Source organism: Aequorivita sublithincola DSM 14238 (assembly GCF_000265385.1).
Taxonomy (GTDB): domain Bacteria; phylum Bacteroidota; class Bacteroidia; order Flavobacteriales; family Flavobacteriaceae; genus Aequorivita; species Aequorivita sublithincola.
On the sequence record NC_018013.1, the window covers coordinates 828844 to 845787 of the forward strand.

At 35.1% G+C, this 16944-nt stretch carries 14 protein-coding genes; 5 read left to right on the top strand and 9 right to left on the bottom strand.

Translation table 11 applies throughout. The features are described 5' to 3' along the window. Window positions 1-15 precede the first annotated feature (15 nt). Window positions 16-1149, top strand: coding sequence for a TolB family protein (locus AEQSU_RS04005; RefSeq protein ID WP_014781577.1), 1134 nt, complete (start codon window positions 16-18; stop codon window positions 1147-1149). A gap of 57 nt (window positions 1150-1206) precedes the next feature. After that, the gene (locus AEQSU_RS04010) at window positions 1207-2616 is read left to right on the top strand and encodes an MptA/MptB family glycosyltransferase (protein ID WP_014781578.1); all 1410 of its coding nucleotides are present in this window, start codon (window positions 1207-1209) and stop codon (window positions 2614-2616) included. A 23-nt stretch (window positions 2617-2639) separates the two neighbouring features. Here the strand turns inward: AEQSU_RS04010 and AEQSU_RS04015 are convergent, their stop codons facing one another. The 8 genes from AEQSU_RS04015 to folK form a co-directional block, all read right to left on the bottom strand. Further along, the gene (locus tag AEQSU_RS04015) at window positions 2640-4178 is read right to left on the bottom strand and encodes a bifunctional GNAT family N-acetyltransferase/carbon-nitrogen hydrolase family protein (protein WP_014781579.1); all 1539 of its coding nucleotides are present in this window, start codon (window positions 4176-4178) and stop codon (window positions 2640-2642) included. 22 nt (window positions 4179-4200) lie between these two features. Next, window positions 4201-4659, bottom strand: coding sequence for an RES family NAD+ phosphorylase (locus AEQSU_RS04020; RefSeq protein WP_014781580.1), 459 nt, complete (start codon window positions 4657-4659; stop codon window positions 4201-4203). Continuing rightward, window positions 4659-5168, bottom strand: coding sequence for a type II RES/Xre toxin-antitoxin system antitoxin (gene parS / locus AEQSU_RS04025; RefSeq protein WP_245529116.1), 510 nt, complete (start codon window positions 5166-5168; stop codon window positions 4659-4661). The genes AEQSU_RS04020 and parS overlap by 1 nt, the downstream gene beginning before the upstream one ends. 45 nt (window positions 5169-5213) lie before the next feature. Next, window positions 5214-6191, bottom strand: a complete 978-nt coding sequence (locus AEQSU_RS04030) for a deoxyhypusine synthase family protein (protein ID WP_014781582.1) — start codon at window positions 6189-6191, stop codon at window positions 5214-5216. Next, window positions 6181-7116, bottom strand: coding sequence for an agmatinase (gene speB / locus AEQSU_RS04035; RefSeq protein WP_014781583.1), 936 nt, complete (start codon window positions 7114-7116; stop codon window positions 6181-6183). Before speB ends, AEQSU_RS04030 begins: the two co-directional genes overlap by 11 nt. Then, window positions 7106-8503, bottom strand: coding sequence for an arginine decarboxylase (locus tag AEQSU_RS04040; RefSeq protein WP_014781584.1), 1398 nt, complete (start codon window positions 8501-8503; stop codon window positions 7106-7108). Before AEQSU_RS04040 ends, speB begins: the two co-directional genes overlap by 11 nt. Before the next feature lie 314 nt (window positions 8504-8817). Continuing rightward, entirely contained in the window at window positions 8818-9747 is a 930-nt protein-coding gene (locus tag AEQSU_RS04045) for a pseudouridine synthase (protein ID WP_014781585.1), read from the bottom strand. 79 nt (window positions 9748-9826) lie between these two features. Further along, window positions 9827-10972 (bottom strand): 2-amino-4-hydroxy-6-hydroxymethyldihydropteridine diphosphokinase, encoded by a 1146-nt coding sequence (folK, locus tag AEQSU_RS04050; RefSeq protein ID WP_083834431.1) that lies wholly within the window; start codon window positions 10970-10972, stop codon window positions 9827-9829. Between the two features lie 250 nt (window positions 10973-11222). On the opposite strand from folK, the gene AEQSU_RS04055 reads away from it, so the two are divergent. Then, complete coding sequence (locus tag AEQSU_RS04055) at window positions 11223-13892, top strand: AsmA family protein (protein WP_014781587.1); 2670 nt, start codon at window positions 11223-11225, stop codon at window positions 13890-13892. Window positions 13893-13895: 3 nt separating this feature from the next. On the opposite strand, the gene AEQSU_RS04060 is transcribed toward AEQSU_RS04055, so the two are convergent. Then, on the bottom strand, window positions 13896-14690 hold the full coding sequence (locus tag AEQSU_RS04060; RefSeq protein ID WP_014781588.1) for a DUF2797 domain-containing protein: 795 nt from the start codon (window positions 14688-14690) through the stop codon (window positions 13896-13898). A 124-nt stretch (window positions 14691-14814) separates the two neighbouring features. Here AEQSU_RS04060 and AEQSU_RS04065 point away from each other — a divergent pair, with 124 nt between their 5' ends. After that, entirely contained in the window at window positions 14815-16335 is a 1521-nt protein-coding gene (locus AEQSU_RS04065) for a GH3 auxin-responsive promoter family protein (RefSeq protein ID WP_014781589.1), read from the top strand. Window positions 16336-16520: 185 nt separating this feature from the next. Beyond that, window positions 16521-16901 (top strand): hypothetical protein, encoded by a 381-nt coding sequence (locus AEQSU_RS04070; RefSeq protein ID WP_014781590.1) that lies wholly within the window; start codon window positions 16521-16523, stop codon window positions 16899-16901. Window positions 16902-16944 lie beyond the last annotated feature (43 nt).

The window sequence follows — 16944 nt, forward strand, 5'->3', positions numbered from 1 at the left end:
AAAAGTACATTAAAAATGAAAATAGTATATACGTTACTAATTGTTTCCCTTTTTGCGAGTTGTAAAAATGAAGTGAAAAAAGAAGGGTCCGAGACTCCAATTGGAGACCAAGCTGAAAAAACTTCAGCTTTGGTTTTAGATCCTCAAACTCAGGATACACTAATTTATCCCGAAGAAAAACACTTCAAAAACATTCGACAAGTAACCTTTGGTGGCGATAATGCCGAAGCGTATTGGAGTTTTGATGATAGCAAACTCATCTTTCAAAGCAATTACAAAAATTGGGGAGTAAACTGCGACCAAATGTTTTTGATGAACGCCGATGAAACTTTTAAAGACAAGCAACCGCCAATGATAAGCACTGGAAAGGGACGAACTACTTGTAGTTATTTTCTGCCAGACAATAAACATATTGTTTATGGAAGCACCCATTTAAAAGACAAAAATTGTCCCGAGGTTCCTTTGAAAAAAGAAGGAAAATACGTGTGGCCAGTGTATGATAGTTTCGACATTTTTGTGGCAGATTTGGAAGGAAATATTACTGCTCAACTAACCGATGAACCTGGTTATGATGCCGAAGCAACCGTTTCACCTAAAGGAGATAAAATTGTTTTCACCTCAATGCGAAGTGGCGATTTGGAACTTTACACTATGGATATTGACGGAAAAAACGTGAAGCAAATAACCAACGAATTGGGTTATGATGGAGGGGCATTTTTCTCTCCGGACGGAAGCAAACTTATTTTTAGATCGTCACGACCAAAAACAGAAGCTGAAATAAAGGAATATAAAGATTTATTAGCTCAAGGTTTGGTGCAACCCACAGAAATGGAACTGTACATTTGCAACGCAGATGGTAGTGAACTTAGCCAATTAACGCATTTAGGAAATGCTAACTGGGCACCGTTCTTCCATCCTTCTGGGAAAAAGATTTTGTTTTCAAGTAACTTCGAATCAGAAAGAGGGTTTCCGTTCAATCTTTATTTGATTGATACTGACGGAAAAAATCTGGAGCGCGTTACGCACGGAAGAACTTTTGATGCCTTTCCTGTGTTTTCAAATGATGGGAAAAAATTAGCCTTTTCTTCTAACAGAAATAACGGTGGCGGACGTGATACTAATCTTTTTATTGCTGAATGGCAAGACTGAAAGGATTAACCATTGTCGATTTCTTAATTACGAGTTTTGAATAAAATTAAATGATTTGTGAAGTTCTTAAAACTCAATAAAATTCCTCTTTTATTTGCGATAGTTTCCATCGCGTTTTACATCAGTTTTGGGTATGATTTGGAGCGAAGTCATTTTGTGAGACTCATTTCGCTTTACTCAGCTTTATTTTTTATTGCTTATCTTTTTATTGAAAAATTCTTCCCGAAGCATCGGGAAAATTTTTGGTTTTTAGCAAGTTTGGGGATTGTCCTTCGATTAATTTTCATTCCTGCAATTCCAAATCTTTCCCAGGATTTCTATCGATTTTTATGGGATGGAAGATTGCTGGCGCAAGGAATAAGTCCGTATGTTTTTACACCAGAAATATATTTTAAAGAAGTTTCCGAATCACTTGGAGTAATAGTTTCTCAGGCAAATGAACTTTATGAAGGAATGGGTGCACTAAATGCCAGCCATTTCAGCAATTATCCGCCTATAAATCAACTGTTTTTTGCTGTTGCTGCGTTGTTTTCGGGAAAGAGTATTTTGGGTTCTGTGATTGTACTTCGTGTGATAATTATTCTGGCAGATATAGGAGTTCTTTACTTCGGAAGAAAAATATTAGAGAGATTGACTCTACCCGTAAAAAATATATTCTGGTATTTTCTAAATCCTTTTATAATCATTGAACTCACAGGAAACCTGCATTTTGAAGGTGTGATGCTTTTCTTTTTTGTGTGGGCGTTGCATTTAATCTTTAACGGAAAATGGTTTTGGGCGGCGGTTTTGATTGGACTTTCCGTTTCTGTGAAGTTGATTCCACTTTTGTTTTTGCCTTTATTTCTGAAATATTTCATAGATAAAAACAAAATCTCAAAAAATACTATTTTAAGCAACTTCAAAAAATTTAACTGGACAACCTTGCTGAAATTTTATACGATAATCGGGATAACGATAATAATAACTTTTCTACCTTTTCTTTCTTTGGAATTTATTCAGCATTTTTCAGCAACCATCGCTCTTTGGTTTCAAAATTTTGAGTTTAATGCAAGTGTTTATTATATAATTCGATGGATTGGTTTTCAGGTTGTTGGTTGGAATTTGATTGAAACCGTTGGGAAGATTCTTCCTGTTTTGGTGTTACTTTTTATTTTGGGACTTGCGTTCTTCAGAAAAAATAAAACTCCGCAACAACTAATTACTGCGATGCTTTTTGCAATTTCGTTCTACTTTCTATTTTCAACAACCGTGCATCCGTGGTACGTTGCAACTCCGCTTTTACTTTCGGTTTTTACAAAATATAAATTTCCGATTGTTTGGAGTTTTATGGTAATGTTAAGTTATTCAGCCTACGGAAAAGATGGATTTGATGAAAATCTTTGGTTGGTTGGTTTAGAATATTCTGTGGTTATTGGAGTTGCGGTTTGGGAGATATTTCAAACAAAAAATAGACCTGTCAGGTTTTAAAAAACTTAAAGCTCTAGGATATTTTACTTTTTCACTCTTTCAAGCCTATAAAAATCTTTACGTCTATCTTTTAAATTTCTAACTGCGCCAAATGTGTGAAGTTCTCTTAAAAGGTCTAAATCAACATCGGCAACTAAAATCATTTCGGTGTTTGGAGTTGCTTCCGCTTTTATTCCATTACTAGGAAAAGAGAAGTCGCAAGGAGTAAATACGGCGCTTTGGGCGTATTGAATATCCATATTATGCACCTTTGGTAAATTACCTACACTTCCCGCAATTGCTACGTAACATTCGTTTTCAACAGCTCTAGCTTGTGCGCATAAACGAACTCGCGAATATCCATTTTGGGTATCTGTCAGGAAAGGCACAAAAAGAATATCCATTCCTTCATCTGAAAGTAATCTAGAAAGTTCTGGAAATTCAGAATCGTAACAAATTAACACACCAATTTTTCCACAGTCGGTATCAAAAGTTTTTAAAGAATTTCCGTTTGCCATTCCCCAGACACGTTCTTCGTCTGGCGTTACGTGTATTTTTTCATAACGTTCAACGCTTCCGTCTCGGCGACATAAATAGCCTACGTTATATAGTTTTCCTCTAACTATTTCGGGCATACTGCCTGTAATAATATTAATGTTGTAAGAAATTGAAAGCTGTGATAATCGTTCTGTAATTTCTTTAGTGTATTTTGCTAATTCACGAATAGCATCTGGCTCGCTCATTTCGTTATATTTTGCCATGAGCGGCGCATTGAAAAATTCTGGAAACATTGCAAAATCGCAACGGTAACCAGCAACACTGTCTATAAAATACTCGGCTTGATGCATTAGTTCTTCCATACCAGCATAGCTCCGCATTTGCCATTGAATAAGGCCTAAACGCACAATACTTTTTATCTGCGATGGCTTTGGTTTCTTATCTGGTTTGGTGAAATAAATATTGTCCCATTCCATTAAAACCGCAAATTCGCCAGAGGCTTTATCACCTTCCAAATAGCCTTTCAATACTCTAACTGGATGAAAATCATTCGAAACCTGAAAATTTAAAACTGGATCATCAATCTGCTTGCGTTTTACTTTTTCAATGTATTGCTTTGGAGAAAGCTTATCGGAATGTAAGTGATAATTTGGCATTCTTCCTCCAAAGACAATACTTTTCAAATTTAAGTTTTCGCAAAGTTCCTTTCTGTAATCGTATAATCTTCTTCCTAAACGTAATCCTCTAAAATCTGGACGAATGAAAACGTCAATTCCATAGAGCACATCACCTTCAGGATCATGAATTTTAAATGTTGGATCATCAGTAACATCTTTGTAGGTATGTTTTTCGCCTAATTCATCAAAATCTACAATAATTGAAAGTGCACAGCCTGCAATTTCGCCATCGGCCATTATAACTACTTGACCTTCTGGGAAAATGTCTATTAAATTCCCAATTTCATTTATCTTCCAATAACTATTTGGCATCCCGCCATAGGATTGAATTGTTGCCTTCTTTAGAGCTTCATAGTCTTTTAAGGTTAAGAACTTTAATTCAATATTTTCAATTTTTTTTGGTTCCATATAATTGTTTGGAGGTAAGTTTCTAGTTAAAAATTCTTTCGTCGAAAGGAAAGTCGGTAATCTCAATAATTTTAATCTTCTTTATAGCTTCGTGATTCGGGTTCAAGAGATAATTGAAATCTCCCTTAACTACTGCTGAAGGCACTTTTAAAATGCAATGTTTTTTTGAATGAATAAAATCATCGCCAAGTATTTGAGTATTTGATCTTGGTGGATTAGTGTTCCAATCCATACCTAACAGCTTAATATCCAAGAATTCAATTTCAATAGAATCTGGAATGTCTAATTCAATCATCATATAATCGTCGGGTAAGGATGCCAAGCTTAAATGCACGATTACTTCAGCCATCGCCAATGCTCTGCTTTCTGCAGTATAAAGCATTTCTATACCTTTAGAATTCCATCGGTTGCCAAACTTAGCCGCACCAAACCCACTTAAGTCATCAGCATATTTTTTTCTGGATAGCCTAAAAACCCTCATTAAGCAAAAATACCGTGTTCTATCCTGTTAAGTTCTGCCATTACCATTTCTTTACCATAAGAATCTTTAATTAGCTCTCCAGGCTTATGACCATTTAACGAATAAGTAGGTGAATTTAACCACCTATAGAATTTTTCGGAAGAACCAAAAACTTCAATACCAAAGTTTGTAACCTCTGCAAGTTCAAAGATTTTTTCTGAATGAATTGGCTTAAAATAAAAGTTTTTATCATCCCGATATCTTTGTAAGGTTTTGGATGAAAGGTCTAAGTACTCAGCCCAATCTGCATCAGTAAACGGAGTAAATGATTTTATTTGACTAAAAATACTATAAGGAAGCCCTCTTCTGATTGCTTGAACTAATAACATTTTATCCTGAAAAAAATCTGCAAAAGAAATTTTTCTTGAAACATTGCCTATGTTTTTTACATAAACACTTAAAGACTCATTTACTTCATTAATTGCGATATTTTGTTCATCATAACTCATAGCAAATACATTTGTCTTCAAAATTACGACATTTGTCCTGATTAACAAAATTTTTAATGCAATTTTTTACATATCAAGCAAATACGCGAAAATTAAGGGAGCTACAATGGTAGCATCACTCTCAATAATGAACTTTGGAGTATCAATATCCAATTTTCCCCATGTTATTTTTTCATTCGGAACTGCGCCAGAATAACTACCAAAACTGGTTGTTGAATCACTAATTTGACAGAAATAGCTCCAAAATGGGGTTTCAGGACGCTCCATATCTTGATACAACATCGGCACTACACAAATTGGAAAATCACCAGCTATTCCTCCACCTATTTGGAAGAAACCAATTCCATTTTTGGAATTTTCTGTGTACCATTCTGCAAGAAAAGTCATATATTCAATTCCACTTTTCATTGTGGATGCTTTTAATTCTCCTTTCAAAACGTAGCTTGCAAAAATATTTCCCATCGTGCTATCTTCCCAACCCGGGCAGATTATTGGAAGATTTTTTTCAGCAGCGGCGTACATCCATGAATCTTTTAAATCTATTTCGTAATGTTCCTCCATTACACCGCTTAAAAGCAGTTTATACATATATTCGTGCGGAAGGTAGCGTTCGCCTTTTGCTTCGGCTTCTTTCCACAATTTCACGATGTGTTTTTGAATTCTTCTAAAGGCTTCTTCTTCTGGAATACAAGTATCCGTTACGCGGTTCATTCCTCTTTCAAGCAAATCCCATTCATCCTGCGGGGTTAAATCACGGTAATGTGGTACACGTTCGTAATGACTGTGCGCAACAAGATTCATAATATCTTCTTCAAGGTTTGCACCGGTACAAGAGATTATTTGCACTTTATCTTGACGAATCATTTCAGCAAAAATCTTTCCTAATTCTGCCGTACTCATTGCTCCTGCCAAAGAAACAAGCATTTTTGAACCTTTGTTCAATTGTGCCTCATATCCCTTTGCAGCATCTACTACCGCTGCGGCATTGAAGTGTAAATAATATTTTTCAATAAACTGGGAAATAGCTCCTTTGCTAGTACTCATCTTCTTCTGTATTAAATTTTGAAACGCCTTTTTTGGTTTCGTTAAAATTGTTTTCGTATTCGTCGCCCTCTTCAGTTCCAGCGAATTTATAAGTTAACATTTTGTAGTAAAGTTTTGCTGCTACAAAGTCTGACGCTCTTTCGTTTTCATTTGGACAAAGCTCAACTATATCAAAACCTACTACGTTTCTTTCTTCAAAAACTTGTTTTAGAAAATCTAAAGTTTCATACCAAAAAAGTCCGCCTGGCTCTGGAGTTCCAGTAGATGGAAGGATCGACGGATCAAATGCATCAAGGTCAAATGTTATGAAAACATTGTCACCCAAAGCTTCAATAACTTTATCCATCCAGTATTCGTCTTTTGCCATGTCATGGGCGAAGAATACTTTTTCTTCATCCATCACGCGAGTTTCAGCAATATCCATACTTCGAATACCTATTTGTATTAAATTTGTGGTCTGGCTTGCCTCATAAACTGCGCAAGCGTGGTTGCAAGTGCTTCCGTGGAAATCCTTGCGCAAATCTGCATGTGCATCAATATGAAGCACGGTTAAGTTATCAAAACATTCGTTAAAAGCGCGAATAGTTCCTATAGAAATGCTGTGTTCGCCACCAAAAATTGTCACGAATTTATTTCGCTTTATATAATCTTTTGTGGCTTTATGCACTTCTGAAACCATAGCTTCTGGTGTGGAATTTTCAGTAATAGCATCGGCTAGGTAAACACCTTGTTTATATACCTCTGTTTGGGTCTCGATATCATACAATTCCATGTTTTCTGAAGCGTCTAAAAAGGCTTCAGGACCTTTGTCTGCTCCCTTTTGCCATGTGCTTGTTCCGTCATACGGAACTGGGATCAATACAATTTTTGATGTTTCAAGGGCCGCATATTTTTGCGGGATTCCGGCGTATGTCTTAGTGCTCATAACCTAAAATGTTTAGCAATTGCTCGCTTGTTTGTTGTTCTGAAAAAAGTTTGGTTGTAATATTATCGTCTTTGTCTCTATCAATCAAAATATGTTTTGGCGAAGGCACTAAGCAGTGTTGCAAACCACCGAAACCACCAATACTTTCTTGATATGCTCCTGTGTTAAAGAAGCCAATATACAAAGGTTTTTCTTTTCTAAATTTTGGCAGATAAATAGCCGCCATGTTCTGTTCGCTATTGTAGTAATCATCACTATCACAGGTCAAACCACCTAAAAGCACTCTTTCATATTCATCATTCCAGCGATTAATTGCCAACATAATGAAACGTTTGCTTATTGCCCAAGTATCTGGAAGAGTTGTGATGAAAGAAGAATTAATCATATTCCATTTTTCACGATCGTTTTGTTGTTTTTGATACAAAATTTCGTAAATGGCACCACCACTTTCACCTACCGTAAAACTTCCAAATTCCGTAAATATGTTGGGCACAGGAACATCTGCTTCTGCACAAGTAATGTTTATTTGGTTTAGAATTTCGTTTATCATGTACTGATAATCGTACTCAAAATGCAAAGAATTTTTTATAGGAAAACCACCGCCTATATTCAAACTATCCAATGAAGGACAGATTTTTTTAAGCCGTACGTAAACCTTCAAACATTTCACCAATTCATTCCAATAATAGGCTGTGTCTCGAATACCAGTGTTTATGAAGAAGTGTAGCATTTTAAGATCTACACGTTCGTTGTTTTTTATTTGTTCTTCGTAAAAAGGAATGATGTTTTTGTAACCAATTCCTAATCTAGATGTATAGAATTCGAATTTTGGTTCTTCTTCTGAAGCTATTCTGATTCCAACATTGAAATGATTGTTGATGCTGTCTGAAAGCAATTCAATCTCTTCGTAATTATCAATAATCGGGATGCAATTTTCATGACCGTTATTGATTAAGCGTGCTATATTTTCTATGTATTGCTCGCGTTTGAAGCCATTACAAATCACATATGTTTTATCTGTTACTTTTCCAGTTTTCTTTAAGCTTTCCACGATATCAATATCAAAAGCCGAAGAGGTTTCTATATGAATATCATTCTTTAAAGCTTCGTTCAAAACGTGCTTGAAATGCGAACTTTTGGTGCAATAACAGTAGTTGTAGCTGCCTTTATAGTTGTTCTTTTCAATACCTTCGGCAAACCATTTCTTTGCTAAATTGATGTTTTCTGAAATTTTAGGAAGATAGGTAAACTTTAAAGGAGCTCCATATTGCTCAACGAGCTGCATAAGATTTACGCCGTGAAACTCAAGGCCATTGTCTCCCAAGCGGAATTCTTCTTGCGGCCAATAATAGGTTTGGTTTATTAAGTCTATGTATTTGGTATTCATTCTTTAAATATCGTTGGTTGAATGGTGTAAATTAAAAATTCTTGTTGCGTATTCCTTAAAAAAATAGAGGTATAACAAAAAATTAACTTGAAGATTAAATGTGAATAGGCCAAGTGTTTATGATGAAACAATTTCCCGAAACCCGCTGTTGTGCAGCTATTTGAAGTAAAAATGTGTTGTTCATTTAGAATCTATGTTTTCGATGATTTTCAAAAACCAACCATTTTAAATTATAGTACTTTTTAACTATTTATGATACAAATGTGCGAAAAAAATTCAATAAATAATGAAACGTGAATAAAATTTGTTCTTCATTAAATCATACTGAACATGCTGAGTTCCTTTTCGGTAAGTGTTCTCCAACGACCTCGTGGCAAATCTTTTTTAGTCAATGGCCCAAGAGTTACACAATCCATCCGTACAACATCATACCCTAAGTTTTCAAAAATAGTGCGGATAACACTGGTGCCAGTGTGCTTTATCTTTAGACCCACTTCGCTTTTAGGCGAATTATCTACATAGCTTATTTCTTCAATAGTTATTTCATTACCATCAATAGAAAAACCTTCCTTAATTTTTTTAAGGTGTTCAGACTTTAAATTTTTGTCAAGTTCAATATGAAAAAGTCTCGCTATACCTTTATTGGTAAACTTTTGCACAAACTCATCATCATTTGTAAAAAGAAGAAGACCTGTAGCATTTCTACCCAAACGACCAAAAGGTTTAATTTTGGCAGTTGTTGCGTTTGCTACCAAATCCATCACGGTCATTCCCTTGGCATTGCTATCTGTGGTTGCAAAACCTTTGGGTTTGTTCAGCAAAACGTAGGTGTTTGGTTCTGGATTTAAACGGCGACCGTCAAAACGAACATCATCCGTCATTTTGACTTTGTAGCCCATTTCATTGATAATTTTACCGTTTACGGAAACCAAACCAGTAGCAATATATGTATCAGCTTCTCGTCTGGAGCATACGCCACTATTACCGATGTATTTATTTAAGCGAATTCCATCTTCTGGATTGCTTTTCTTAATTTCTCTTATAGGCTTGTCACGACGGCCAATTTCCTTTCCAGTTTTATCAAATTTCAGCTTTGGCTTAGCTGAATTTTGCGGAAGACCTTGATTTTTCTTAGATGTATCGGGTTTTGCGGAAGCAATTTTGCGAGCCTCACTTTTCTTTCGTGCATTTTTCCCAGGCTTTTTGGAATTTCTTTCTTTGTCGTATTCGTCTTGTGTGCTCATTTAGTATTTTTTGCAAAGGTAATGAAATAAAGTAGCAGTTTCAGTTTTCAGTAGATAGTAAAAAAGCCGTTATCTGTGACTAATTTTCGTCATTTTTAAAGGAAGTTATTTCCTTCAAAATTGATAAATAATCTGCTCGATTCTGCACGAAATCCATTTCGGAGATATCTATTATTTTTATGTTTTCGGAATGTTGGGTTTTTATGAATTCTAAATAACCAGTATTCAATTTTTGAAGATATTCTGCAGGAATACTCTGCTCATAATAACGACCTCGGTTTTTTATATTTTCCAATAGCCTTTCGGTATTTTGATATAAATAAATATACAAATCTGGCTTTGGCAGCTCCTTGTGCATCACATGGAAGAGTTTTTTATAAAGCGCATATTCTTCCTCTGGCAAAGTAATACCTGCAAAAATCAAGGATTTATTCACATCATAATCTGCAATTACAGATTCTTTAAAGAGGTCAAATTGCGTAATATCGTCCACCAATTGTTGGTAACGGTCTGCTAAAAAAGACATTTCTAAAGGGAAAGCGTATCTGGCTGCGTCTTCATAAAACTTTGGAAGAAATGGATTGTCTTTAAAGCGTTCCAGAATTAATTTCGCATTAAAATCATTGGCTATTTTTGTGGTAAGACTAGTTTTTCCAGCTCCAATATTTCCCTCAATCGCGATGTAGTTGAATTGTGAAATACTGAAATCCTTCATCGGGTTGCTTAGCCATTTAAACTGTTTTTGAAGCACACTTTTATCTTCAGTTTCTGCCAAAAGTTTAATTATTTTTTTTATTGAAAGAGGATGAATGAGTTGCGAATTAATTTCGGCCAAAGGTTGCAAAACAAATTTCCGTTTCTCGATTTCTGGATGAGGAACTTTAAGCTTTTCAGTTTCAATAATTAAATCGTCTATAAAAAGAATGTCTATATCAATTGGTCGAGAAGCGTAAGTATTTGTAGTGTTTCGCTCACGGCCCATTGTTATTTCAATCTTCAGAATTATTCTCAGAATTTCTGAAGGTTCTAAATCTGACTGCATCCAAACGGTACAATTCAAAAAAGGATCACCCTTAAAACCCATTGCCGGAGTTTCGTAAACAGAAGAAATTTTCAAAATGGTGCCAACTTTTTCAAATAAACTATCAACCGCAGCTTGAAGATTTTCAAAGCGGTTGCCCATATTGGTGCCAAGGGAAAAATATATATGTTTTTGTGGTTCTATTTTGATGACTTTTTATTCAATGCTAATACTGAGGAAAATTTAAAGATTTCGATATAAATCAGAGTTAGTTCAAACTATATTTTTATCACGCCAAAACGCGTAAAAACAGATTCTCACTATTTTAAGACGAAATTAAGGAAAACAAAAAGACTACCAAGTAAATTTGTGCGCAGATGTAAAATTTACTTGATTACAGTTTTTAAAAAGTTGTTTTCAAGGGAATTATCACAAATCAATTTTTAAATTTTTTATGAAGAAAGCACTCAAAATAATTGGTATCATTCTTGGAATTTTGATTCTCTTACTAATAGCAGCTCCTTTTATTTTTAAAGGAAGTCTCGAAAAAATGCTGAATAGAACAATTAACGAAAACCTAAATGCCACCGTAGCTTGGGAAGATCTTGACTTGAGTCTTTTTAGCAGCTTTCCCGATGCTTCGCTTCAATTGAAAAATTTCAGCGTCATCAATAAAGCACCTTTTGAGGGCGATACGCTGGCGAGTGGGAAAACACTTTCCCTGGATATGGGTATTATGCAACTTTTCAAAAAGAGCGATGAAGCCATAAAGGTAGATGCAGTAAAACTTGACGAGGCTTTTCTAAATATAAAAATTGACTCTCTAGGCAATGCAAATTATGATATTGCAATAAAAGATGATGCCCCAGAAGCTAATAATGGAGAAGAAACCAATGGTGGTTTTACTTTTGATTTAAAAAAATACGAAATAAAAAATTCCCGCATAAATTACAGTGACGAAGCCAGCAAAACCTATTTAATGCTAACAGATGTTCAGCACAAAGGCAGCGGCGATCTTTCGCAAGAAGTTGGAAACCTCGACACAAAAACGGAAGCATTTGCAACTTTCAAGATGGACGACACAGAATATTTGTCCAAAAATAGAATTTCGTTGGATGCCGTTTTTAAACTCGATTTAAAAAACCAAAAATATACGTTTCTTCAAAATGAAGCTAAAATCAATGAATTGCCTTTAACTTTTGATGGTTATGTGCAAATGAACGAGACTAATAATGAAGTTGATCTTACTTTCAAAACACCATCTTCAGACTTTAAAAACTTTCTCGCCGTAATCCCAGGAACCTATATAAAACAAATAAGTGATGTAAAAACAACTGGAGATTTTACGGTAAATGGAATGCTGAAAGGTATTATAGACAGTACCCACATACCAATGATGGATATAAAAGTGGCCAGCAACAATGCTTCATTTAAGTATCCTGATTTACCAAAAACGGTTGATAATATTACCATTGACGCCCAATTAAAAAACGAAACCGGATTGCTTAATGACACCTATTTAAACATTCCAAAACTCACTTTTAGAATTGACGGCGAACCTTTCCGTATGAATGGGAGTATTAAGAATATGACCGAAAATCCGTTGGTAAATCTAGAGATGCAGGGAACTCTCAATTTGGCTAATATTGAAAAGGTATTACCCCTTGAAATGGAACAAAAACTCAGTGGTATTTTTAAAGCTGATGTTGTTGCAAATTTTGATATGGATTCTGTAGAAAAGGAGCTCTACGATAAGATTGACGCTCGTGGAACGGCGAGTTTGACCAATTTTAATTACGATGCTGGTTTTAAAAATGAATTGAAAGTTACCAATGCCAGTTTAGCTATGCTGCCCGGCGTTTTTACTTTAAAGGAATTAAACGCAACAACCGGACAAACAGATATTAAGGCTTCAGGAAACATTCAAAACCTCATTCCATTTTTAATGAGCAAGCAGGATCTTAAAGGTCGTTTTGCTGTGCAGTCCAACACTTTTAATGTGAATGATTTTATGGCTTCGGAAACTTCTTCTTCTGAAAAAAATGCTGAAAAAGGAGGTAATACTTCACAAAAAACGGCTTCTTCTGAAGCAGTAAAAATTCCAGACTTTCTGGATGCCACTTTAAATTTTAATGCGAATACAATTATTTACGATAATCTTGAATTGAAGAATGCAAAAGGAACTGCTGCCATTGCGAATGAAACGATTACAATTAGCAATTTCACTTCAGATATTTTTGGTGGAAACATTGCTTTGGCGGGAAATGTTTCAACAAAAAGCGAAACACCAACTTTTGCAATGACATTGGATTTAAGCAAAATAGATATTGACCAATCTTTTGAAAAACTTGAAATGTTTCAGTTTTTAGTGCCCATTGCGAAAGCCTTACAAGGAAGTTTAAATACAAAGTTTGAATTGAGCGGGCAGCTTACAAACGATCTATCGCCGAAACTATCCACACTTGCGGGAACTGCTTTAGCACAAATTATTACTGCCGAAGTTGATCCTGAAAAAGCCCCATTGCTTTCTGCATTGGGAGATAAAGTTTCGTTTTTAAATTTGGACAGATTAAGCCTTCGAGATCTAACTACCAATCTCACTTTCAATAACGGTAAAATAGAAGTTAAACCCTTTAATTTTTATATTAAAGGAATTAATGTTGCCGTTGCCGGAACCCACGGTTTGGACAAATCTATTGATTACAACTTAACGATGGATGTTCCAGCTAAATATTTGGGCAATGATGTAACCAAATTACTTCAAAATTTGAGTTCGCAAGAAGCTGATGCGATGAGCGTAGCTTTACCAATTGGATTGAAAGGAACATTTACTAATCCCCAAGTATCACTAAACGCTGAAGCTGCAATAAGTACATTAACCAAACAGCTACTAGCCAAACAAAAGGACAAATTGATAAATCAGGGTACAGGTATTTTAGGAGGTATTTTAAATGGTGGAACCAAAAAAGATTCTACAACCACTAATACAAATAACCAACAACAAACCACTCAACAACAAAATACGCAAATTATAAAAGATGTTTTGGGTGGAATCTTGGGTGGCAAGAAAAAGAAAACGGACACTACAAAAACCTCCCAAAATACCAAAGGAGGCAACAAATAAAATTCAATTTACTTTTATTGAAACCACATAACCCTCGTTGCTGCGAATATTAAAAACAGTATCGTCTTCAAAAATTAGGTATTGCCCCTTTATTCCTTTTAAAATTCCTTCATAAAAAGGAGTTTTATCAAGATTGAGCGATTTTGGTTTTTGAGGATATTTCAAAACCGGAAATTGAAGGTTGGTTTCAGAATTATTTTCTAAATAATAATCAGCAGCTTCTGCAGGAATGAATTGTTTTAACTTGTCACGCCATTCCACTAAGTTTTCATCTTGAATTTCGTTCTTCAGCATTGTTCGCCAGTTGGTTTTATCGCTCACATAATCTTTTAGGGCAACTTCGGTAATTCCCGCCAAATAACGATTTGGAACCTCAACAATTTCAATTGCTTCGTGTGCGCCTTGATCTATCCAGCGAGTTGGAATTTGGCTTTTGCGAGTTACGCCTACTTTAACACTACTACTGTTAGCGAGATAAACAACATGTGGTTGCAGCTGAACTTTTTCTTCATAAGCCAAATCTCGGTCTTCGATTCCTAAATGTGCTTTGCTTTTTTCAGGATTTATTATCCAATCTGCCGCTTGGGGGATTTCAAAAAAGCAATCATAACAAAAACCTTGACGATAAATTTTCTTTTGAAGTCCACAGTTCAAACACTGATAATGAAGAAAATTGATGGACACTTTTTTATCAATTAACTGATTCACATTCAAAAAATCGTTTTCAAAAACTAAATAATACTGAATAGGCGAACCGTTTTCAGTCTGCATTTTTGTAAGCACTCCTTCGTAAGTCATTTATTCAAAATTATTTACGCAGTATTCTTTTCAGAAGAAACATTTTAGAAATATCGTTTCAAAAAAGTAAAACCTCGTAATTATAAAATAGTTATTTTTATAGCATAAAGATAGCAGAAAAAATATGCCAATCCCTATTGTAAATTCCATTGCTTCTTGGTTTCTTAAAAAACGGTTTCACCAAATAGACCTTTTCTTGAAGTATCCTATTGAGGTTCAGGAAGAGTTGCTTTTTAGTTTGCTTCAAAAAGCGAAATATACTGAGATTGGGCGGCAATATGATTTTGGAAGTGTAAGAACATATCGCGATTTTGCTGAGCGAATCCCAATTACCACTTACGAAGAAAACGAAGCTCGAATTGAACGGGCACGCCGCGGAGAAAGCAATATTTTTTGGCCAACACCTATAAAATGGTTTGCCAAATCTAGCGGAACTACGAACGCCAAAAGTAAATTTATACCTGTTACAATTGATTCCTTGGAAGACTGCCATTACGCAGCCAGCAAGGATTTACTGTGTATGTATCTCAACAATAACCCAAATGCAAATTTATTTCTGGGGAAGAGTTTACGGCTCGGCGGAAGTAAACAATTGTACGAAGAAAACGGTACTGTCTTTGGCGATCTTTCAGCAATTTTAATTGACAATATGCCTTTTTGGGCAGAATTCAGTAGTACGCCAAGCAATGAAGTTTCTTTAATGGGCGATTGGGAAACCAAAATGCAAGCCATTGTAAATGAAACCATCAAAGAAAATGTAACCAGTTTAGCTGGAGTTCCTTCGTGGATGCTGGTTTTGCTGAACCAAGTGATGGAAACTACTGGAAGAGGAAATCTTTTTGAAGTCTGGCCAAATTTGGAAGTATATTTTCACGGCGGCGTAAACTTCGACCCATATATAGATCAATACAATAAATTATTACCGAAAAATGATTTCAGATATTATGAAATCTACAATGCTTCTGAAGGGTTTTTCGCCCTTCAAGATCGTAATGAAAATAAGGAATTGTTACTAATGCTAGACTACGGAATTTTTTATGAATTTATTCCGATGGATGGTTACGAAACTTCCGAAGAAAAAGTAATTCCGTTGAGTGAAGTTGAAGAAGGAAAAAACTATGCTGTGATAATTACCACAAATGCGGGACTTTGGCGTTATAAAATTGGCGATACAGTTCGTTTTACTTCAACCAATCCGTACAGAATTAAGGTTACTGGCAGAACAAAGCACCACATAAATGTTTTTGGCGAAGAACTAATCATTGAAAATGCCGAAACTGCACTGCGAAAGGCTTCGCAACTTACCAATGCTGAAATTGTAGATTATACCGCCGCTCCTATCTTTATGGAAGGAAAGGAAAAAGGCGCGCACGAATGGATTATTGAGTTTAAATCACCTCCTAAAGATTTAAATTCTTTTACAAAGTACCTGGATTCTGCATTGCAAGAAGTGAATAGCGATTATGAAGCAAAACGCTTCAACAATACTACTTTAAATGCTCCCAAGATTCATCATGCTCGCGAACGTCTCTTTTATGATTGGTTAAAAGAGAAGAATAAATTGGGCGGTCAGCATAAAGTTCCTAGGCTTTCAAATACTCGCGATTATTTAGAGGAACTTTTGCGCTTAAACAGCACCTTTTAAATCGCATCTCAATAACAACATCATTTGTAAGATGCTTGTATGTCTGATATTTCAAACACTTCGTCGAGTTCGCTTATAAGTTATTCTAAAACCTTTGTGGGAGTTTAACTTCCGAAGTACTTTTGACTTATAAAATAGCTAGAATTTCAATATGAAAAGGAATTCTGAACTAAAGTTGAACAAACATGAAAAATTTAAAAATCTATAAATCAGTCATTTTAATTCTTGTGCTTATTTCTATTATAGCCTGCAGCAAGGATGACGATAATGAAATCTTATCCAATGATTTAATTGGAGAATGGCAACGAAGCGATTTTAGCAATGAATTTGAATACAAACTAATTTTTAATTCTGACAATACAGGTTATAAAATTGAGACTGAGGGAGACATTGCAGGAGGTACAGCAATTTCTAGTCTTGTTACATTTAATTGGACTACAACTGATACTATATTGACTATGAATTTTGATGGAGAAATTATAAACACGAATTTTTCTATTAACGCTAACGATCAATTACATTTAAGCGATTTTACCGATTTATATTTTATTAAAATTAATAAATAAAAAATCACTGAGCACAATCATAAAAAAACCTCGGGAATTCCCG